Genomic DNA, 20,128 nt, shown 5'->3' with positions numbered 1-20,128 from the left:
ACCACAGAGGCACAGAGACACAGAGAAGACGGGAACCAAGCCGCACAACTTAATCATATATAATGTATTCATAATTGTATGTCTTTGTCACTGTTTATCAATTGACTCCTGTCGTCTTCTCTGTGCCTCTGTGCCTCTGTGGTTAGTTAGTCCTTCCGGAGTATCTGAATGGCCGCATGGGCTCGCAGGGGGCCCGCCAGGGGGCCGGTGGGGAACTCGGTCGTCAGCTTGCCGGGGCCGGCGGGTTCGGTGGAGGGCACTCGCACGGAGGCCGCGCAGAAGGTCCCTCAGGCGAAGCCGGAATGGGCGGCGCCGAGCGGTTCGCCGCTGGACGTCGTCAGGGTGGTCGTCGCGCCCATGGCCTCCTGGGCGCCCGGGGACGAGGGCATGCCGCGGTAGGCGACGTTGATCAGCAGGCCGTCGCCGGTGTAGAGGCCCGGCTGGACGGTCACGTCCTCGCCGGCCTTCGCCGTCGTCGCATTCTCGGCGATCGTCAGGGTCATCTCCAGGGTGCCCAGCGGGTCGAGCTCCTTCGACTGGTCCTTGGCGATCGCGTACCACTTCGGTACGCCCTTCGCGCCGTTGTCGGAGAAGAGGAAGGACCAGGCCGGGCCGCCGTCGGGATCGTCGAGGGTGACCGAGACCGTGCTGAATCGATACTCGCCCACGGGCAGGACGGTTGGCTCGCCGAGGGAGAGTCCGTACGCCGAGCCATCCCGGCCGACGAGCGTGGCATGGAGTTCCTTGACGGTCCCCCTCGCCTTCGCGGTCAGGCGGACGGTCCCCGTGCCGACGAGCGGCTCGAGGGCCAGCCGCGAGCCGAGCGTGTCCGAGCGGAGCACGTACCGCGAACCTCCCAGATTCAGCACGGTCGCGTAGAGGAATTGCTCGGACGCCCCGTCCCACCGGCCATCGCCGTTCAGGTCGATCCAGATCCGGTCTTGCGGGTCCGACATCAGCCCGTTGCCGTCGCCGTCCATCCGGCGGACGGACCTCGGCCGTGGGTCATCGCCAAGCGTCACGGCCCCCTCGAGGTACCCCGCCGCCGCGTAGCCGAGCGTCCGGCCCGTCGTCCCCAGGCGGAACGCCACGGCACGGGGCGTGAGCCTGGTGTGCTCCCCCTCGACCATCGCCACGTCCAGCGGCAGCCGCCAGATCCGTCCGCGGGCCGGCGCGGCCGCCGCTGGCGCGACCCGGTCGCGATCGTCGATCTTGCGGTCCCGGTTCGCATCCACATACAGGTCCGCGTCGCCGGGCCCAACCTCGTCCAGGACGACCGTGACGCGGATGGATCCCGGGCTGCCGAACCGGAGCTGGGCGAACCGGCGCGTCGTGCCGCGAAAAGCCGCCTTCTCAGCCACGTCCTCCGGCCGCTCGCGATCCAGGACGATCGCGCGGAACGGCGGATGCTCGAAGCTGTCTCCCGCTGGGGGGAGGACGAATCGCCATCGGGATGCGTCCACGGCCGGTGACTCGCCGCAAGACGCGAGGGCCAGCACGATCGAGGTGACAAGGACCATGTCGAATGCCTCCGGCGGCGGATGGTTAGAGATACCGCTGGTCCGGGGAATACAGATAGAGGAAGTTCTCGATCAGGAACGACCACCGCGCCTTGCCCGTCTTGGCCAGGTACTGGGCCGTGTAGCTGATCGCATACTGCCTTGGCGTGTTGGAAGTCATGCCGAGAGACCTGTCGTCCGGCAAGGCCATGATCCGCGCGGCGGCGTCTTTCGGGTCAATCGTGGCCAGCGCGGCGAGGACACGCCAGGAGCCGTAATCCTGCTGGCCGAGCGACCGCAGGCGAGGGAGCCGGTCGAGCGCCGGGCGGAGGATCCGGGCTGCGAGCTCCCGGTCGTACGCGGAGATGATCATGGCGAGCTGGGCCGTCGAGCCTTCCTCGCCGGCCAGCCACTTGTCGGCGCGCTGGCAATCCCGGAGGGCCAGCGCCCGGGCCAGGAACTCTCCCACGCGATCCGGCGCCACGCGCTCGACGATCGGCAGCAGCGCCACGGCGACCTGGCCCATTCCCGCGGACCGGGGCGACCAGCCCGACGCGGCGAGGGCCTCGAGCCTGGAGAATGAATCGTCGAGCAGTCGCGACGCGGCCGGCGTGTCGGTCGCGGCCAGCCCGTCGGCGATGAGCCCGAACGCCCATGGCACCTGATCGAAGGCGTCCGGGATGATCATGGTCTCGGCGATTCGCCGCGCCCGCGCCGGATCCTTGGCGGCCATCCGCGCGCAGGTCGCCACGATGTACCGAGTCGACTCGTCGGGCTTGTAGCGGCAGGCGAGGCCGAGCACCCGCTCCGCGTCCGCCGGCGAGTCGGCCGCGAGCTTGTGCGCGAGCCGTCCATACAGCCGGGCGAACACATAGGTCCGATCCGCCTTCTCGACCTTGCGCACCCCCTCAATCATCTCGTCCATCAGCTTCATCGCCGCGGGGAAATCGAGGCGGCCGAGCACGGCGGCGATCTCGCCGAGCTCGAAGCCTCCCGCGTTCGCCGCCTTGCCCGAGCGGGCGATCTCCAGGGCCTCGTTGATCAGGGCCTTCGCCCGGTCGCGGTCGCCCAGGTCGATGAGCTTGTCCGCGACCCGGAGCGAGATCTGGAGCCGTTGCGAGAGGGATTTGGCGGCCCGGACGTTCACGATCGCCTGGTCCGCGAGCGCGAGGGCGCGGGCCCTGTCGGACGGCCCGACCAGGTACAGGATCGCGGAGTAGGCCATGGCCCGCGCGTCGGCGTCCGGGCCGGCCTCCGCCTGCTCCGCCGCCTCGTCCGGGCTCCCCTCGGCGAGCGCCCCGGCGAGCTCCGCTCGCGCGAAGGCCGCGAGGTCCGCGTCGCCGAGCTTCAGCGCTTCCAGCTTCTCCAGGACCGCCTGCGGATCCACGGCGAGCGCGTCCCGGAACATCCGGAACTTCTCGACGTCCGTCCCCTTCGCCAGGACCTCCTCCGCGAACGGGAGGAACAACCGGCGAGCCAGGGCCTTCGACTCCTCCTCCGGCAGCGGCGGCGGCAGGCTCCGATAGGTACGCTCCGCGGGCTCCGATGTCCGGATGAGCGGCACCGACACCGGCCCTGCGCCGGCCACGGCATCGATCGACAGGAAGCTCCGCCGGAATCCGTCCCTCGACGCGAAGACGAAGGCCGGGCCCTCGATGAAACCGGGCAGGCGGAACCGACCGTGCTCGTCGGTCGTCGCCTGGGTCCGCAGGGGGCCGTCGCCCGACTGCCGGACGACGACGCCGGGGACCGCGGCTCCCGCGCGATCGACAACCCGGCCATCGACCGCGACCACGCCCGGGAGCACCAGGTCGGGCGTGATCGCCACGGCATCCTCGCCCGAGGGGGCCAGCAGGATCACGCCGGACTTGACCGGCAGCCGGCCCGTCGCCGCGGCCTCGATCGTGTATTCGTCGCCCGCGACCACGGGGCCGACGCGGTAGCGGCCGTCCGCATCGGTCCGCCAGACGGTCGCGCCCTCCTCGTCCGCCGCGGGGCCGATGGCGACGAGCGTCTTGCCGTCGAGGCTGCGGCGGCGGACGCGGACCGTCGCCCCGGCGACCGGCCGGCCCGACGGATCGACGATCCGACCTCCCAGCCGGGCCGTCCGGCTCCGGCGGAGCGTCAGCAACACAGGCTCCTTGACGTCCTTCACTCGCAGGGCCAGCCGCGCCCCGGAGGTCATCGACCCCTCTCTGGCGCGGAGCTTCAGCTCGCCGACCGGATCGACGCCCGCGAAGACGAAGCGGCCTTCGGGATCCGTGCGGGCGAGTCGCGTGAAGGTGCCAAAATCGCCGGATGTCAGGAACAGCTCGACCTCGGCGTTCGCCACGGGCTTCCCGTGCGGATCGCGGACGACGCCGGGGAGATCGACGCCGCGCGCCAGCTCCAGCACCGGCAGCACCAGCTCGCTGACCGTTCGCGGCGGCATCCGCTGGGGCGACTCGGGCGTGCCCGCCGGGATGAAGCACGGGGCCGGCACTCGCATGGGCCATCCGTAGGGTTGATTCACCTCGCGATCGATGAGCGCCTCCCACCTGCCCGAGCCGTCCGACACCGCGGAATCATCGCCGCCGTTCCGCTCGTTGATCGTGAGGCGGACGCCTGGGATCGGCCGCTTCGTCCCCTTCTCCTGGACCTCGCCGCGGACGCGAACCGTCGGGCGCAGCGGGATCTCCCGCTCCACCGTGGAGCCCGGCTCCAGGACCACGCCCTCCACGGGCAAGGCACGAAGAGGCGTGGCGTCCGGCCCCGCCGCGACGACCCGGATCTCCAGCAGCCCCGCCGCGATCGCCGGGACCTCGAACTGGCCGGACGGATCGCAGAGGGCCAGCGCCTCGGCCAAGGCGCCCGAGCCCTCGAAGCCGCCCACGCGCGAGTGGACCCGGACCGCCAGCCCCCGGAGCGGCTCGCGATGATCCGCCGGCGCAACGAGTCGACCCGCGACCCTGCCCGCCGGGCTCATCGTGATCGGGAGCCCCGGTGGCGCGACGTCCGCGGCGATCTCCTGCGTCCCCAGCCCGGCCGCCGTCACGCGGACCGCATCGATCGCCGATCGATCCAGGCCGGCGATCACCGCGCGGCCCTCGGCGTCGGTCGTGCTCCCGAGGGCCTCGCCCAGCTCCGCCGGGATCGGGACCTGGCTCGCGACCGACGGCACCACCTTCGCCCCGGCAAGCGGCTTGCCTCGCGGATCACGGAAGACCAGCTCGTCCTTCGAGGGCGGCCCAAGGGCCAGCGAGATCGGGGCCGATATGCCTGTCGACTCGATCGGCATCGGCAGCCGCCTGAGCCCCGCGCCGTGGCCGGGATGCGTCGCCCAGACGGCCAGGCCGACCGGATCGGACAGGGCCGCGATCGCCGCGGGGATCTCCAGCCGGAACTTGCCCGCGCCGTCGGCCTTCACGCGGGCGAGTACCTGGGGCGTCTCATCCTCGCGGATCCGGAGGTTGTACCAGTTCAGGGCCATGCCCGACCGCCGCTCGTCGGCGACCCGCGCGGCCCGCGTCAGCCAGAGCTCCGCGCCCGCGACCGGCTTGCCCGCGGCATCGACAACCGTGCCGACGATCGGGATCGGGCCGACGTCGGCGGACGGGAGAAGGCCCGTGGCCCGCGAGCGATCGGTTGCCTGCTCGACCGCGACCGGATGAGCCTGCGCCAGCAACGACATGGCCAAGGGCAGTGCAACAACCCACACGGGCAGGCCTCCGGCATCAAAGTGACATTTGTCAGACCGCGACGATATCGCGGGCCAGGTCGGAGGTCAAGGGTCACGAACTGGGTCGGGACCGTGCAAGCCGCGCAGGAGGGGCGTCCCGCGCTACTCCGCCCGGAGCGCCTCCACGGGATCCAGCAGCGCCGCGCGGCGGGCGGGGTAGACGCCGAAGACGATGCCGGTGAGGACGACGATCAGGAAGGCGACCACGGGGGACCGCGGGCTGACGACCACCGGGATGCCCGAGACGCTCGCCACCAGCGGCGGGAACGCCAGCCCGAGCGCCACGCCGATGATCCCGCCGGAGCCGGACATTACCGCGGTCTCGATCAGGAACTGCTCGATGATGTCCCGACGCTTGGCGCCCAGGGCGCGGCGGCGGATTCCCCGGGAGTTTGCTTCGCCTCGACTCGCGAACCCAACCCCTTGCACGCCTTCCCCATTGGCGGCGTATCATGGACCGGGTGGTGCTCCGTTCACACCGACGAACCGCGACCGCGCGCTGGGGAAGAGATGATCGAAATCCATCTGCCCGAGGAACTCGAGAGATACATCGACGGCGAGGTGGAGTCGGGCCGCTTCTCGACCCGGGATCAGGTCGTGTCGGAGGCGCTCGAGCGATTCCGACGCGCGAACGCTCATGCTCCGGAGTCGATGACGCTCATGGGACTCTTCTCCGATGAGCCCGATCTCATGGACGACGTCATCGAGTCCGCGATGAAGGACCGCGAGAGTCGCCCGCTTCGAGTACCGACCGATGGATAAGGTGCTCCTCGACACCGACACGATCTCCGAGATCACGAAGAACGTGAATGCCACCGTGAAGGCCAGGGCGACTCACTATCGAGACAACTTCGGGCACTTCACGCTCTCGGTGCTGAGCATCATCGAGGTGGTCAAGGGCTATCACCGCCTCCAACGCCCCGACCGGATCGCACGCTTCCTGGCGAGCCTGGCGAACGAGGAAGTCCTCACCCTCAGCATCTCAACCAGCGAGCTTGCAGGTCGGATCTTTGCCGATCTCGAGCTCGCTGGGCGGCCCATCGGCCGGATCGATCCGATGATCGCGGCCATCGCCATCGAGCACGACCTGACACTCGTCACCGGTAATACGGCGCACTATCAGCACATCCAGCAGCTCGGCTATCCCCTGATCCTGGACAACTGGCGTTCCTGACCGCGAGATCGCCCTTACTCCGCCCGGAGTGCCTCCACCGGGTCCAGCAGCGCCGCGCGGCGGGCGGGGTAGACGCCGAAGACGATGCCGGTGAGGACGGCGATCAGGAAGGCGACCACCGGGGACCACGGGCTGACGACCACCGGGATGCCCGAGACGCTCGCCACCAGCGGCGGGAAGGCCAGGCCGAGGGCCACGCCGATGATCCCGCCGGAGCCGGACATCACCGCGGTCTCGATCAGGAACTGCTCGATGATGTCGCGACGCTTGGCGCCCAGGGCGCGGCGGATGCCGATCTCGCGGGTCCGCTCGGAGACCGTCGCCAGCATGATGTTCATGATGCCGATGCCGCCGACCAACAAGGAAATGCTGGCGATCGAGCCCAGCACCAGGTTGAAGATCCGCTTGGTGGCCTCGGCCTTCTCCAGCAGCTCGAGCGGGACGGTGATCTCGTAGTCCTTCTTGGGGTGGAACTGGCGGAGCATGCTGTCCACGGCCTCGGCCGTCCGCTTGACGTTCTCCATCGCGTCGACGGCCACGGTGACCTGGGTGAGCTCGATCTTCTCGGCCGTGTAGCTCCCCTGCTTCTCGTTGGTCAGGACCTCGCCGAAGCGGGCCCGGTCCGTGGTGAGCGGGATGTAGACGTCCTTCTTGAAATCCTGGGCGGCGAGGCTGGAGCCGGTGCCGGCGGACGAGGCCTTGGGGGCGGCCACGCCGACGATCCGGTAGAAGTGGCTCTCGCCGATCCGGATCGAGCGGTCCATCGGGTCGCCGAAGGGGAAGAGCTTCTCCGCGACCTCGGAGCCGATGACGACGACGTTGGCGAGGAAATGCAGGTCCGCATCGCTGATGAAGCGGCCTTCGGCCAGCTTCTGGTTGGTGAGGCGGAAGAAGTCCGGGTTCACGCCGACGACCCGTCCCTCGATCTCCTTGTCTCGGTTCCGCAGGCTCTGGCGGAACTCGCGGATGGGCGTCGCGCCGGTGACCGTGGGCAGGGTCTGGACGATCCGGTCGAAGTCCTTGTAGGTCAGGCCGTACTTGAAGATGAAGCTGTCGTTGTTCTGCTGCTTGGACGGGTTCTCCTCGTCGATCGGCTTGACGCTCCGGATGATGACATTGGTGGCGCCGAGCTCCGCGATCTGGCGCTGGGCCTCCAGGCTGGCCCCCTCAGCGATCGCCAGCATGACGATCACGGAGGAGACGCCGAAGATCAGCCCCAGGATGGTGAGGAACACGCGCAGCTTGTGCAGCGTCAGGTTCCGCATCGCCTGGGAGATCGTGGTGAAGAGTCTGTGCATCGCCGGGCCTCGATCAGGATCTCAGGCCCCCTCCGGCAATTCGCGCCGGATTTGCTTCCCCCCTTACCAAGGGGGGATTCAGGGGGGTTCTTCGCTTGCCTCGGCTCGCGGCATCCACCCCCTCCAACTCCCCCTTGGTAAGGGGGAGAGCCGGAATGGTCGTCTCCGGAGCGGGCGGAAAGCCAGCCTCACTTCACAGCGGTCTTGCCTCCGCTCGCCTTGTCCTTGTCCTTCTCCGCGTCCTTGCCGGGGGCGTCCTTCGAATCCTCGGCCTTGAACTCGTTGGCCAGGCGGAGGCGGGCGTCGAGGGCGACGACGTCGCCCTCCTTCAGGCCCTCCAGGATCTGGACCTGGGTCTCGTTGTTGTCGCCGACCTTGACCGGGCGACGAAGGAGACCTCCGGGCTCCTCGACGTAGGCGAAGAAATCGCCCTTGCGCTCGGCAACGGCCTGGACCGGGACCACCAGGACGTCCTTCAATTCGCCCACGAGGATCCGCGCCTCGGCGGTCATGCTCGGCTTGACCTCGTTGCCCAGCAGGTCGTCGATGACGACGATCGTCGAGTACTCCTTGACGCCGCCGGTCATCCAGGGGCGGGTGGAGTCGGCCATCTGCGAGACCGACTTCACCTTGCCGACGAAGACGACGTTGGGGAACGCGTCGATCCGGACCTCGGCCTTCTGGCCGGCCTTGATCTTCTTGATCAGCGACTCGTGGATGTTCACCTTCACCTGCATGTGGCTCATGTCGGGAAGGCTGAAGATCTTCTGGCGCGAGTAGACGGTGGCCCCCTCGCGGACCTGGCTGCTGGCGTCCCAGTAACGGTCGTTGCTGTAGGCGACGATGCCGTCCTGCTCCGCCTTGAGGATGGTCTTTTCCTTCTGCTGGAGGTAGTCGTCGAGCTGCTGCTTCTCGATGGTCGCGGTGGCCCGGGCGGCCTCGTACTCGCTGAGCGCCTTGGAGACCTGAGCCTTGTCGGTGGCGGCGGCCTGGTCCACCTTCTTCCGGGCCTGGTCCACCTTGGAGTCGAGCTCGGTCGTCTTCCGCTTGTACTCGTACTTCTTCTTGACCTCGAGGAACTGCTGGGCGCTCGAGTAGTCCAGCTTCTTGGCGTCGAGCGACGAGGACTGGATCCGGACGTCCTCCGAGGTCTTGAAGCCCTTCTTCATCAGGGCCCGGTACTGCTCGAGCTTGGCGGCCTCGGCCTCGACGTCCTTCTTCTTGAGGGACATCTCCCCTTCCTGCTTGGTGTACTCCGCGGGGTAGTCCCCCTTCTGGTACTTCTCCAGGTCGAGCTCGGCGAGCACCAGCTCCACCTTGGCGGCGATGATGTCGCTCTGGCCCTTGTTCCGCTGGATCTCCGTCTCCTGCTGGGTGGTCTCGATCCGCGCGGTGGCCTGCTTGAACTTGATCTCCTGCTGGGCGATGTTCTTCTGGATCTCGGAGCCGTCGAACTTGGCGACGATATCCCCCTTCTTGACCTTGGAGCCCTCCGGGATCAGGTAGCTGATCTTGTTCTGGTGGCCGTTGAGCTCGCAGATCCCGTCCACGGTGACGCAGCTCTCGAGGCTGCCGCGCTCGGAGACGGTGATCGTGAGCGAGGCCTTGCGCACGGTCGTCACCAGCGGCCGGTCGGCGCGGTTGGCGGTCCCCCACGAGGGGAGGACGCCGAAGTAGCCGATGGCGACCACCGCGGCCGTCCCGGCGAGCAGGGCGAGGAGCCGCCCCGGGATCCTAGGGCCGCGGCGGCGCGAAGGGGCTGGGAGTGGCCGGTGGCCCGGCGCCGGGGCCGGCTCCCGGTCCCCCGTTGAGCTCGGCGGGCGCGAGGGGTCCCTCGATCCCGGCGGTCTCGTCGGGGATGACCCGGTCGCTGGGCTTGACGTCGGAGAAGAAGACCTTGTCGCCTCCCCCTCCTGGTCCAAGAACGTCGGGGACCCGGGCGGGGATGGCGAGGCTGGCGGAGGGGTTCCCGGCGGCGATTCGGAGGGCGAGGGCGATGGTCTGGGGGTCATTCTCATTGGTCCATACCCCGTTGGCGTCGATGTCCATGAGGTCGAAATGACTATAAAGCGTCAACCGGTTGGTCTCATAGTTGACCCAGTTGCCGATCAGGCCGTTGCGTGCCTGGAGCAGCGAGTTCAGGGCCCGGAGCAAGTTGAGGGTCACCGGCGATCCCTCCGAGGGACGCTGGAGGGCGTACTCGGCCTCCTCGACCTGTCGCGAGCTGGCGATGAGCTGCTCGCGGCCGATGTCGAACTGCTTACGGTTGAGGGTCAGTTCGCGCATGTCGAACCGGACCTGCTGGACGATCTGGTCGCGGAGCAGCATGTAGGCGCGACGGGCCCGCTGGTAGGTGATCTGCCCGGCCCGGTACTGGTTCCGTTCCACCCGGCGATTGATGGGGGCCTGGAACTGGAGGCCGAACCGGTGGACGCTCGCCGAGGAGTCGTAGCGGAAGAGAGTCGTGTGGCTGGGCGCGGAGGCGAGGTTGCCGCTGTACGTGAAGTTGAGGAAGCCCTGCAGCGCGTTGGCGTCCACCTCCACGTTCCGCCAGGCGTCGGTCACGGCGGCCAGGGCATTCATCAGGTCGAGCCGGTTCGCCAGGGCGAGGACGACCGCCTGGTCGACGGTCAGCTCCACGGGCGTCAGCTCGATCAGGAAGACGCGGATCTGTGTCTCGGCGACGAAGATCTCGGAGATCCGGCTGCGGAAGTCCATGTTCACCATCTTCCGGAGGGACTTCACGGCCTCGTCGATCTCCCGGGTCTGGATCTCGGCCTGGAAGGTCGCCAACCGGTCGCCATCCTCCCGATAGGAGGACTCCCACTCTTCCAGGACATTCGTGATGCGGTCGGCCAGCTCGAGCTTCCGCCGCATGTAGCGCTTCTCCATGACGGCGTCCGGGCCGGAGAAGCCCTTCTTCCGCTCGACTTCGAGTCGGGCCTTCCAGCGAGCCAGCTCCGCCTTCGTCTCGGCCGCGACCGAGGGCAGGATCTCTCGATCCTTCTGGAGCTGCTGGGCCGCGTCCGCGAGCACCGACCGCGGCGGCTTGTCCTCCTGGTTGAGCTTCAGGCTGAGGGCTTCGTTGCGGGCCCGGAGCTCGTCGAGCTTCGGGTCGTTGAGCTGGAACGGGTCGAGCACCTTGTCATCGAGGCGGACCTCCAGCTCCGGCGGCAGGCCGAGTTGGATCTTGAAGAGGTCGAGCTGCGTCTGGAGGCCGGCCTCGGTCTGGAGCAGGTTCACCTGGGCGTTCTGGTAGTCGAACGCGATCTGGTCGCGCTCGAGGATCGACTTGGTCACGGGGACCTCGGCCTCGTACTGTTCCAGGCTTCGCTCGAACGACTTCACGTTCTGCTCCAGGTTGCGGATGTTCTGGAGCTGGTTGAGCAGGCCGAGATAGCCGTTGCCGGCGACGAGGCCCACGTAGAAGTTGCGGCGGTAGTGGGCGAAATCCCGGAGCGCGTACAGGACGCCGCGCTCCTCGAGCGAGAGTTGCTGGGTGACGATCCGCACCCAGGCCCCGCGGAGCAACGGCTGGGTGAAGTTGAGCAGGAGGTTCGGCGAGGCGAGCTGGAAGCCCTTGCCGGAATACTCGAAGACGAAGGCGTTGGCCAGGTTCACCAGGAGCTGGGCCCCGGTCATCATCTCGAGGTTGAAGCCGTTGGTGCTGGCGAGCTGGAGCTGGTTCGAGGAGGTCTTGCCGTAGCCGAGCGTCTGGTAGAAGGTGCTCCAGTTGCTGAACCCCTGGATCATGAACTGGAACCGGGCGAGCGTGAGGTTGAGCGCCGAGAGGTAGAGGTTTTCATACTGGAACTGGTAGTCGCGGCTGTTGACCATCGCCAGCCGCATGATCGAGTCGCGTCCCAGGAGGACGCGGCCGTCGGACTGGAGCGCGATCTGGTTCTGCCAGTCGAGGTACTCCACCGGCGCGGTCCCCCGCTTCTTCCAGCCGTGGAACTCGTGGGGGAAGCGGTTGGAAATCTGGAAGTCCCGCGCGGCGGGATCGTCGGGGGGGATCGGCTCGTGGTTGGGGTCGGTCGGGTCGGCCATCCGAGACTTCGGCACGGCCTCGACCGTCCGCTTGGGGACGTCCCAGCGTCGGTCGAAGAGGCGCTCGCGGAGGATGCCGTAGACGTCGCGGTCGGCGAAGTCCCGGTAGTATTTCCGGGTACACCCGGCCAGGAGGAGCAGCGCGACGGCAATCGCCGCGGCGCGGCCGAATTGCGGCCGTCGCGGACGCACCCCGGCAGACCTGTTCTCCTTGCAGGCCCTGAACATCAGGCACTACCTCAACGTGGAGGGGCGTCGGCGAAACGATGGCCGGAACGTCCCTCTTTGAATTCTTGCAGAGATGAGGGCCGGATTCTAGCGAGAAACGACATTTGTGCAAGGGCAACCAACGGGGCGGCGAAGTCGGGCCGGTGCGGATCACGAAGGTCCTGTGTAGACTGGAGTTGGGACGCGAGGAGGATTTGCCATGAGAGTCCGACAGCCCGCCGTTGCCGGCCGGTTCTACGAGGCCGACCCGAGTCGCTTGCGGGAGTCCATCCGACGCCTCCTGGCGGAGGCCGCGCCGGCTGGCCCCGGCCGCGCCGAGGGGCTGATCGTGCCCCATGCCGGCTACGCCTACTCCGCGCCCATCGCCGCGAGCGGCCACGCCTGGCTCATCCCCCGGGCGGCGGAGATCGACCGCGTGATCCTGCTGGGGACCTGCCACACGGCGGGGGTGTCCGGGCTGGCCGCGTCGAGCGACGATTCCTTCGAGACGCCGCTGGGCGAGGTCCCCGTCGATCGCGGCGCCGTCGCGCGGGCACTGGAGCAGGAAGGGGCCGCGGTCCGCGACGACGCCCATGCGCGCGACCATTCGCTCGAGGTCCAGCTCCCGTTCCTCCAGGTCGTGCTCGATCGGTTCCGGATCGTCCCCTTCCTGGTCGGCGCGGCGAGCCCCGCCGAGGTGGCCGGGGTCCTCGATGCGTTCTGGAATGAGCCGGGGACGATCGTTGTCGTCAGCTCGGACCTGAGCCACTATCATGACTACGAGGAGGCCCGCCGGCTGGACGCGGCGACCGCGCGGGCCATCGAGGGCCTGGAGGAGGAGGCGCTCGGGCCGGGCTCGGCTTGCGGCCGCCATGCGATCGCCGGCCTGCTGCGATCCGCCCGCGGGCGCGGCCTGACCTGCCGGACGGTGGACCTGAGATCCTCGGGCGACACGGCCGGCCGCCGCGACCGAGTCGTCGGCTACGGTGCCTTCGTCATGCTCGCCGGCTCGCTCTGACGGCCGCGGAGGGGCGGCAGAGTGCGGCCAGCTCGCCGGCCACGCGGTCGGCACCGTCGGTCGGATACGGCGGGCGCAATGGCCCGGTTGCGAAGGCCCGATCGAGGGCCTGCTCCAGCCGGAAGCCGGAGAAATCGCGGGAGCTGACCGGGATGCCGCCGCCCCAGGCGCGGAGCGCCCGATCAAGGGCCCGGAACTCGGAGAAGCCCGTCCGCGGGGGATAGATCATCGGCCGCCCGTAGGCCATCGCCTCCGAGACGGTGCCGTAGCCCGCCTTGGCGACCAGGGCGTCGGTCGCGAAGATCAGGTCGCTCCCGCGCCAGTCGTGGGCGGGGATGACGTGGAGGTTCTTGAGCGGCCCGACCGGTGCGGCGTGATAGCCCACGAAGTGGATGCCGCGGTCGCCGAAGCGTTCCAGCCGCTCCCAGTCGAGCCCGTCCTGGCCATACCGGCCGACGTAGAAGTAGGCGAGCTTCTCCCGCGGCCCCAGGCCCAGGAGCGAGCGGAGCTCGCGGCGGCGGTCCCGGGCGGGATTGGCGACGATCCCGACGTTCTCCTGCCTCGGCAGCCACGACATGGCCAGCGCCGGCTCGCAGCGGAAGACCCTGGTCGCCGAGCGATACGCCGTCCGGATTGCCGCGACCAGCTCGAGCGCGTGCCTTCCGGCGGCCTTCGCATAGGGGCCGTAGATGTCCGCCCAGGTGAAATTGACCAGGCAGGCGCCCGGAACCCCGGCGTGCCTGGCGGCGAGGAGCGGCATCGCCGGGGCGTCGCAGAGGATCGCGGCGATGCCGTGGTCCGTCAGCCATCGCGCGTCGGCGTCGAGGCGGCCCATGGCCTCCTCGTGGATCCGGGCCGCGGCGGCGAGCGTGGCCGGGCCGTCGGTCGCCGTGCTATCCCCCGGCGGGTTGATCGCGCCGGAGTCCGAGACGTGGGCCGAGAGCTCCGCCGGCCGCGTCAGCCGCTCGTTCCAGTGCGGGAAGAGGTCCGGATGCGAGCGGATCACCACGGGGATCTTCGCCGGCACCTTATTGATGGCCGCGACCGCCCGGTTGAGGTGGCCGAACCCGTGGCTGGTGACGAAGAAGGCCAGCCGATCGCCGTCGCCGCGGGGAGCGTTCATGCGGCCCCTCGCGATGCGGCCTGACGCCCGGGGCCGGGACGGCTCGCCCAGAAGACGCCCAGGAGCGTGAGCGCCCCGCCGACGATCAGGGCCGGGCTGAGCCGCTCGTGGAAGAACCAGACGCCCCAGACCACGGTCAGGACCGGCGCGACGTTGCTGAACGTCGCCACCTGGCTGGCGTCCAGCCGCCTGAGCGAGAGGTTCTGGAGCGCGAGGTTGACCGGGGTGATGAAGAGGCCGAGGAGCCCCAGGCAGACCCAGGCCGACGTCGAGACCCGGCCGAGCGTCGGTAGCCAGTGGGGCATGGTGGCCGCGGCGATCGGCAGTTCCATCAGGCAACCCAGCAGGAAGGTCCCGGCCAGGACCGGGAGCGCCCCGTACCGCGTGATGAGGGGCTTGCTGAGCGTCAGGTAGGCCCCCCAGGAGATGACCGCTCCCACGAGCAGGAGGTCGGCGATCATGACCGAGCGGGTTTGCTCGGGCGTCCCGCCGTCCCCCCCCCAGGCATTCCCGAGCCCGATGACGAGCACGCCGGCGATGCTCGCGAGCACGCTCCAGAGCCGCCCCAGGTCCAGGGCCTCCTCGCCGATCGCCCAGGCGAGCACCCAGACGATCAGCGGACAGACCGCGTAGAAGAGGCCGACGTGCGAATTCGGGCCGAACCGCACCGAGTTCAGGAAGAACGACTGGTTGATCGGCACGCAGCAGGCGGCCACCACCGCGATCCGGACCGGATCGTGGCGGAGCATCCGCCAGAGCGCCCCGCGGTCGGTCAGGAACGGGATCAGGCAGAGCCCGGCGAAGCCGAACCGGAGCAAGGGGAGCACGCTCACCGGCAGGTCGCGGACGACGACCGTGGCGAATGGCGAGGTGGTCGAGCCGATGACGATCATCAGCGCAAGGTAGATATACCCACGGAGATCGGGCCGGACCGACGATTCGAGCTCGGGCACGAAGACCTCGGGCTCATTCTCCGTAAGTATCGCCTGGACATCCTTTTCCTTCGCGTTCAGTCCGGCTGCCTCCGGGACGGCCTTCTTCGGCCGCGTCGTCACGACACTCATGCCACCAACCCGACCTCTCCCGCCGCTCCAGTTTGCGTGCGTACATTCCCAGCCAGGACGATCGATCCATCCAACAGAGGATCATACCGATCAGGGCAAGCCTACCATTTTCGGGCGAAGGCGGAAGGCCGGCCCGCATGAGGATTTCGTGAGCAAAAAACCGGGGATCTGGAACTTCCCCACGCTGGACTCGGAGGGGGCCTTGCCGAGGATCTCCCTGAGGATCGTGCAAGGGGCTTGGCCATGCGGATCCTGCCTTCACGATGCACGCCGCGTCATCGGGGCGCGGCCGGATCATCGGAGTTCCGAGGGATCTCGCGGAGGAGATCACCCCAGTTGGTGACGAAGAGGATTCGTTCGCTGAGGGCTTCGAGGATGTCCATGTCGACAATGTGGTCGATGACCGCCTCGTGCCCCGACTCCCCGGGGCCGAACTTGATCCGGCCCAGCCGCTTGATCGTCTTCCTCATCGCCTCGACGCGACCTTCGACGCGCCCCTCGACGCGCCCCTCGCGAAGGATCTTCTGGTACGTGGAGGATTCGCGCATGTCTTCCACTCCCGTGATGATTCGGTCGGCGACCTCTTCGGTGAACTTGAGGCCCATCAAAATATAGGTGGCGGTCCAGAGCTTCTTGAACAATGGCTCGGGTGTGTCGCTCTCCAGCCTTCGCCTGATGCCCAGGAGGACGCCGGGAAGCCGCTCCTCGGAGACGTCAGCGATCGCCGCCAGGGGGGCAATCACCGGATCGGCCGACAGAATCGCCTCCGCGGACCACTCCCAGAGCCTGACTACAGTATACCGGAACTCGTGGCACGGTTCGCCGCCAGGTAAGTCGCAACGGTAAACACCCGTCATGACGCGGCCATCGGCCTCGCGGCTGAGGAGCAGCGCAATGCTGCGGACGGGGAGTTCGTGGCGGTAATGAATCAGCGCATTGTAACGGAGCATTCGCCTCGGCAGAGCCGGGTCGTAGCTTGTCTGGAACTCGACATGGGCGAGCCAGGGTTCGGCTTCGTCAACGCGGATGACGGAGTCGGCCTCGGCGGTGACGGTGGAAAGGTCGGCGCTCTCGGTATGGGCCGGGCCGATGGGTCGGCGGAGGAAGAACTCGAGCAGGGGCCCGGGGGCCTCGCCAAAGATCTCCTTGAGAATCGCATCGAAGGGCTTGGCCATGCGGGTTCCGCCGTGTCAGGAGGCATGCCGCGTCATCGCGGCGCAGCAAGCTCGTCCAAGTCGACATCGGCGATGCGGTCGATGGTCGATTCAGGCGTCGGCTGGGCCGGGCCAAACTTGATCCGGCCCAGCCGCTTGATCGCCCGCTTTAGCACGTCGAGACGTCCCTACATGATACCCCCGACGAGGATCTTCAGGTAGGTGGAGGAGTCCGCCGTGCGCCCGGCCGGTTTCTGGCTCCTCAGGTCAGCTTCGCTCCCTCCGCGAACTGGTGCAGGTCCTGCCCCTTGAGGACCGCGGCCAGCAGGTCCGGCAGGCGGTCCGGGGTGCAGCCGAAGCAGGGCATGCCCAGCTTCGTCAGCTTGGCGGCGAGGTTCTCATTGAAGGAAGGCTGCCCCTGGTCGGAGATCGCCAGCAGGGTCACGGCCTTCAGGCCGCTCTCCAGGAGGAACTCCATCTTCTTGACGAACCGACTCTCGTTGGGGCTGGTGTCGTAGAGGTCGGCGATCAGGATGTAGAGCGTCTTGGATGGCGTGTGGATGAAGCGTTCGCAGTAGCTGGTGGCCTTCCAGTAATCCTCGGCGCCGCCGAGCTGGACGCCGAAGAGGAGGTCCACCGGGTCGGAGCACTGCTCGGTCAGGTCCACGACGTCCTGGTGATTGAAGGCGACGACGTGCGTCTCCACGGCCGGCATGCTCGCGAGGATCGCGCCCATGATGCCGCCGTAGATGAGGGAGTTCGCCATCGAGCCGGACTGGTCCATGGCGATGATCACGTTCCATTCGTTCTGCCGGTGTCGGCGGCGGAAGAACGAAATCTCCTCCGGGATGATGGTCTTCACCGAATGGTTGTAATGCTTCAGGTTGCGGCGGATCGTCCGGGGCCAGTCGAGGTTGGGCAGGCTGCGGAGCGGTGAGTGCTCGCTGCGGTCGATCGAGCCCCGGATCGCCTGGGCGAACCGCGATTCCAGCCGCTTCTTCAGCTCCTCGACGACCCTCCCCACGAGGTCCCGGGCGGCGGCCTTGGCCTTCTCCGGGACCAGGTTCTTCAGCTCCAGCACGGCCGCGGCCAGGTCCACCGACGGCTCGACCTTGGCCAGGATCTCGGGCTCGAAGAGCAGCTCCTTCATCCCCCGGCGCTCGATCGCATCTTGCTGGAGCAGGACCACGACATCCCTGGGGAAGAAGTTGCGGATCTGATCGAGCCAGCGCGCGACCCTCGGCATCGACCGCCCCTTCACCGCCGCGTGCGGGCCAATCTTCTTCGACTCCCACTCGTCGCGGCCGATCTCCTGGCCCGATTCGCCCGCATAGATCGCCTCCAGCGCCTCGTCCATCTCGACTTGCTCGCCGGTGAGCGAGCAGCCGGCCGGCGACATCCGCGCCAGTTCCTCCTGCGACTCCTTGCCCAGGATCAGGCGCCAGCGGGTGAGTTGTTCCGGGTTGAGCATGACGGCTCCGCGTCCGGGGTTGGCCCGTGATTACAGGTCGAAATCGAACTCGTTCAGGTCCTTGAGCGATTCTTCCTCGGACTCGGTCAGGGGCTGCTCGATCAGGTCGCTGGCCACGTCCGCGTTCAGGCCCCAGAACTCGCCGAGGTTCTCCGCGATCTGCCGCTTCTCGCGGGGGCTGAACGGCCCGAAGGCCCGACGCAGGAACACGAGGGCCCGGCGGAACTGCTCCTCGTCCAGGGACTCCACGTAGCCCGCGAGCTGTTCCCAGAGCGGCTGGCGCGCGAGCAGGGCGTGGCGATTCCGGCGGGCCAGGCCCTCGAACCAGCCGGCCCCCAGATCGGCCGGCACGCCCGGCGAGAGCCTCCGCGACACCTCGCGGGCCAGGGCCTCGTTCTCGATCAACCCTCGCTCCAGGAGCATGGAGCAGGCGAAGCCCGAGAGCGAGGGATTGCGATCGTCCGCGTCGGCCAGGCGATGGAGCTGCTCGATCCAGAGCGACTCCTCCACGCGGTCGTGGAACTCCAGCCCGACGCGGTTGACCTCGTCCATGGCCTGCATCATCGGCCCCGCGGCCTTGTCGTCGCAGCCCGCCGCGCCGAAGAGGGAGAGGGCGGACTCGACGAAGAGCTCCTCGAGCAGCGGCAGGAGCGGCGCGGGGTCGAACCGGCGGACGTCGCCGTAGCGGACGACCAGGCCGAGCTGCCAGTCGGCGGCGGCGAGGGCGGGGAACTCGCGGCTGGTCGCGGCCAGCTCCTGGAGGCGACGCCGGGCCAGGTCCATCGACTTCATCAGGCCGCACTGGCAGGCGTCGCGGACCATCGCCGCGGCCTCGGCGATCGAGGTGCAGGCCTCGAGCCGCGACCGGAACGTGTAGGCGGTGGCGAGCTCCACCGTCTCGCCCAGGAGCACCGCCTCGACGAGCTGGATCTCGCTCTCCGGCGTCCATTGCAGGGCCCATTTCTCCGCCCAGGTCGCCGACTGCTGCCGCGACGGGGCCGGGCGGGCGAACGCGATGCCGAGGACTCGCAATCGGTGGAAGAACGACGAGCGGTTCAGGTCCAGGAACGCCGCGTCCTCCCCCTTCGCGCGGCGATTCTCGCGGAGGTCCAGCTCGAGATCCTGCTGCACCGCGGTGCGATATTTCTCCAGCTTGAGCCGCGACAGCTCGCGATCGAAGTCCGCCTGGATGGACGTCCGGCTGACCCCCTTCGGCAAGCGGCCGATGGCCGTGCCGACCTCCACCCGCGCCAGCGCCTCGCGGACGGTGACGGGCTCCCCCTGGCCGAGGAGCGTGACCGCGGCGTCGCGAAGGTCGGCCAGGGTCGGGGCCAGCCCGTTCTTGAGGGCGGAGAGGGTCTCAGCCAGGCGGACGGCGTCGATGACCTCGGCCGTCGAGCGGTGGGTGCCGGCGTCGCGAAGATGACGGGCGACGAGCGACAGGTAGCGCCGCGAGAGGTCGCCGACGCCCTCCTCCTCGAGCGATTGCCAGAGGAGCTCGAAATAGGCCGGCGCGTGGTTGCCGGCCCCGTAGCCGGACTGCGACGAGAGCCGGAAGTACGAGTACGGCATGAGGGTCAGCTTGCTCGGCCGCCGCGGCAGCGAGGCCAGCTCCTCGTCCGTCATCGCCGGGAGGTCGCCGGAGAGGACCGGGGCGTGGAACGCGCCGACCACGGCGACGATCCGATCCGGGGCGTGTCCCGACGCGATCGCCGCCTCGACCCGCCGGCGCATGTAGGACTCTCGGACGAGGTTTTCCGCCCGCCAGAGCGGTTCGTCCTGCTCGAGCTCGCGGAGGGCCCGGCCCAGCTCCAGCGCCGAGCCCCGGTAGCTGCCGGGATCGGCGTTGTGTTCGAACTGGCGTTCCCAGTACGTGTCGTAATCGCGCTCGCCCGCGAGGCCGGCGATCTGCTCGTAGAGCGAGGGCTTCGGCTCCGGGACGCCGACCGGGAGCGGAGGCACCTCGCCGGGCTCGCGGGCCTCGCGACGGGCCTCCTCCCGGCGCTCGATCTCGCGGTCCTGGAGGCCGAGGAAGACGTCGGACGGGAGGTCGAAGAACTCGACCGGGACGCCCTTCGCGTGGGCCCAGGCGATCGCCTGGTACTCCGGGCTGTACCGCGCGAACGGATAGACCAGCGTGCGGACGGGCTGGGAATCGGTGTAGGCCAGGATGGCCAGCGGCGGCTCCGCCCCCCTCCGCGTGAGGTCCGACAGCAGGCCGGTGGCGTCGTCCAGGCCCTCGACGAGGACGAGGCTCGGCTTCCTCTGCTCGAGGAATTCGCGGAGCTGCCAGGCGCCCATCGGCGACAGGTGGCGGACTCCGAAAACAGGAATGTTCCATGTCATGATGCG

The 20,128-nt window shown here is 68.6% G+C and carries 14 protein-coding genes; 3 read left to right on the top strand and 11 right to left on the bottom strand.

Annotated features, from left to right (window positions below; translation table 11 throughout):
* Positions 1-287 precede the first annotated feature (287 nt).
* The 3 genes from G6O54_RS15260 to G6O54_RS15250 form a co-directional block, all read right to left on the bottom strand.
* The gene (locus G6O54_RS15260) at positions 288-1,520 is read right to left on the bottom strand and encodes a hypothetical protein (protein WP_165226506.1); all 1,233 of its coding nucleotides are present in this window, start codon (positions 1,518-1,520) and stop codon (positions 288-290) included.
* A gap of 25 nt (positions 1,521-1,545) precedes the next feature.
* Positions 1,546-5,196: a carboxypeptidase regulatory-like domain-containing protein gene (locus tag G6O54_RS15255; RefSeq protein ID WP_165226505.1), complete on the bottom strand. Its 3,651-nt coding sequence runs from the start codon at positions 5,194-5,196 to the stop codon at positions 1,546-1,548.
* Between the two features lie 123 nt (positions 5,197-5,319).
* The gene (locus tag G6O54_RS15250; protein WP_165226504.1) at positions 5,320-5,646 is read right to left on the bottom strand and encodes an ABC transporter permease; all 327 of its coding nucleotides are present in this window, start codon (positions 5,644-5,646) and stop codon (positions 5,320-5,322) included.
* Positions 5,647-5,727: 81 nt separating this feature from the next.
* On the opposite strand from G6O54_RS15250, the gene G6O54_RS15245 reads away from it, so the two are divergent.
* Positions 5,728-5,979 (top strand): ribbon-helix-helix domain-containing protein, encoded by a 252-nt coding sequence (locus G6O54_RS15245; RefSeq protein WP_165226503.1) that lies wholly within the window; start codon positions 5,728-5,730, stop codon positions 5,977-5,979.
* Complete coding sequence (locus G6O54_RS15240) at positions 5,972-6,391, top strand: PIN domain-containing protein (protein WP_165226502.1); 420 nt, start codon at positions 5,972-5,974, stop codon at positions 6,389-6,391. Before G6O54_RS15245 ends, G6O54_RS15240 begins: the two co-directional genes overlap by 8 nt.
* A gap of 14 nt (positions 6,392-6,405) precedes the next feature.
* Here the strand turns inward: G6O54_RS15240 and G6O54_RS15235 are convergent, their stop codons facing one another.
* From G6O54_RS15235 to G6O54_RS37920, 3 genes are all read right to left on the bottom strand, one after another.
* Positions 6,406-7,689, bottom strand: coding sequence for an ABC transporter permease (locus tag G6O54_RS15235; RefSeq protein ID WP_165226501.1), 1,284 nt, complete (start codon positions 7,687-7,689; stop codon positions 6,406-6,408).
* 188 nt (positions 7,690-7,877) lie between these two features.
* Complete coding sequence (locus G6O54_RS15230; RefSeq protein ID WP_250846908.1) at positions 7,878-9,380, bottom strand: efflux RND transporter periplasmic adaptor subunit; 1,503 nt, start codon at positions 9,378-9,380, stop codon at positions 7,878-7,880.
* A 43-nt stretch (positions 9,381-9,423) separates the two neighbouring features.
* Positions 9,424-11,931, bottom strand: coding sequence for a TolC family protein (locus G6O54_RS37920; RefSeq protein ID WP_165226499.1), 2,508 nt, complete (start codon positions 11,929-11,931; stop codon positions 9,424-9,426).
* A gap of 235 nt (positions 11,932-12,166) precedes the next feature.
* On the opposite strand from G6O54_RS37920, the gene amrB reads away from it, so the two are divergent.
* Entirely contained in the window at positions 12,167-12,964 is a 798-nt protein-coding gene (gene amrB, locus G6O54_RS15220; protein ID WP_165226498.1) for an AmmeMemoRadiSam system protein B, read from the top strand.
* On the opposite strand, the gene G6O54_RS15215 is transcribed toward amrB, so the two are convergent.
* The 5 genes from G6O54_RS15215 to G6O54_RS15195 form a co-directional block, all read right to left on the bottom strand.
* The gene (locus G6O54_RS15215) at positions 12,942-14,087 is read right to left on the bottom strand and encodes a hypothetical protein (protein WP_165226497.1); all 1,146 of its coding nucleotides are present in this window, start codon (positions 14,085-14,087) and stop codon (positions 12,942-12,944) included. The two genes, amrB and G6O54_RS15215, sit on opposite strands and share 23 nt — an antisense overlap.
* Positions 14,084-15,151 carry a DMT family transporter gene (locus G6O54_RS15210; protein ID WP_165226496.1) on the bottom strand — a complete coding sequence of 356 codons (1,068 nt, stop codon included), beginning with the start codon at positions 15,149-15,151 and terminating at the stop codon, positions 14,084-14,086. The genes G6O54_RS15215 and G6O54_RS15210 overlap by 4 nt, the downstream gene beginning before the upstream one ends.
* A 275-nt stretch (positions 15,152-15,426) precedes the next feature.
* The gene (locus G6O54_RS15205) at positions 15,427-16,326 is read right to left on the bottom strand and encodes an RpnC/YadD family protein (protein ID WP_165226495.1); all 900 of its coding nucleotides are present in this window, start codon (positions 16,324-16,326) and stop codon (positions 15,427-15,429) included.
* Positions 16,327-16,567: 241 nt separating this feature from the next.
* On the bottom strand, positions 16,568-17,776 hold the full coding sequence (locus G6O54_RS15200) for a VWA domain-containing protein (RefSeq protein WP_165226494.1): 1,209 nt from the start codon (positions 17,774-17,776) through the stop codon (positions 16,568-16,570).
* A 30-nt stretch (positions 17,777-17,806) separates the two neighbouring features.
* Complete coding sequence (locus G6O54_RS15195; RefSeq protein WP_165226493.1) at positions 17,807-20,122, bottom strand: DUF5682 family protein; 2,316 nt, start codon at positions 20,120-20,122, stop codon at positions 17,807-17,809.
* Between the last annotated feature and the right edge of the window lie 6 nt (positions 20,123-20,128).

Origin of the sequence: Aquisphaera insulae, from assembly GCF_011064615.1 — a bacterium.
Taxonomy (GTDB): domain Bacteria; phylum Planctomycetota; class Planctomycetia; order Isosphaerales; family Isosphaeraceae; genus Aquisphaera; species Aquisphaera insulae.
The sequence above is the reverse complement of the archived record's forward strand: the minus strand, read 5'-3'. Positions and strand labels throughout refer to the sequence as shown.

Bases quoted from the DNA above. Each gene is read 5' to 3' on its own strand.
- G6O54_RS15260 (WP_165226506.1), bottom strand. From the start codon at position 1,520: ATGGTCCTTGTCACCTCGATCGTGCTGGCCCTCGCGTCTTGCGGCGAG.
- G6O54_RS15245 (WP_165226503.1), top strand. From the start codon at position 5,728: ATGATCGAAATCCATCTGCCCGAGGAACTCGAGAGATACATCGACGGC.
- G6O54_RS15240 (WP_165226502.1), top strand. From the start codon at position 5,972: ATGGATAAGGTGCTCCTCGACACCGACACGATCTCCGAGATCACGAAG.
- G6O54_RS15235 (WP_165226501.1), bottom strand. From the start codon at position 7,689: ATGCACAGACTCTTCACCACGATCTCCCAGGCGATGCGGAACCTGACG.
- amrB (WP_165226498.1), top strand. From the start codon at position 12,167: ATGAGAGTCCGACAGCCCGCCGTTGCCGGCCGGTTCTACGAGGCCGAC.
- G6O54_RS15215 (WP_165226497.1), bottom strand. From the start codon at position 14,087: ATGAACGCTCCCCGCGGCGACGGCGATCGGCTGGCCTTCTTCGTCACC.
- G6O54_RS15210 (WP_165226496.1), bottom strand. From the start codon at position 15,151: ATGAGTGTCGTGACGACGCGGCCGAAGAAGGCCGTCCCGGAGGCAGCC.
- G6O54_RS15205 (WP_165226495.1), bottom strand. From the start codon at position 16,326: ATGGCCAAGCCCTTCGATGCGATTCTCAAGGAGATCTTTGGCGAGGCC.
- G6O54_RS15200 (WP_165226494.1), bottom strand. From the start codon at position 17,776: ATGCTCAACCCGGAACAACTCACCCGCTGGCGCCTGATCCTGGGCAAG.
- G6O54_RS15195 (WP_165226493.1), bottom strand. From the start codon at position 20,122: ATGACATGGAACATTCCTGTTTTCGGAGTCCGCCACCTGTCGCCGATG.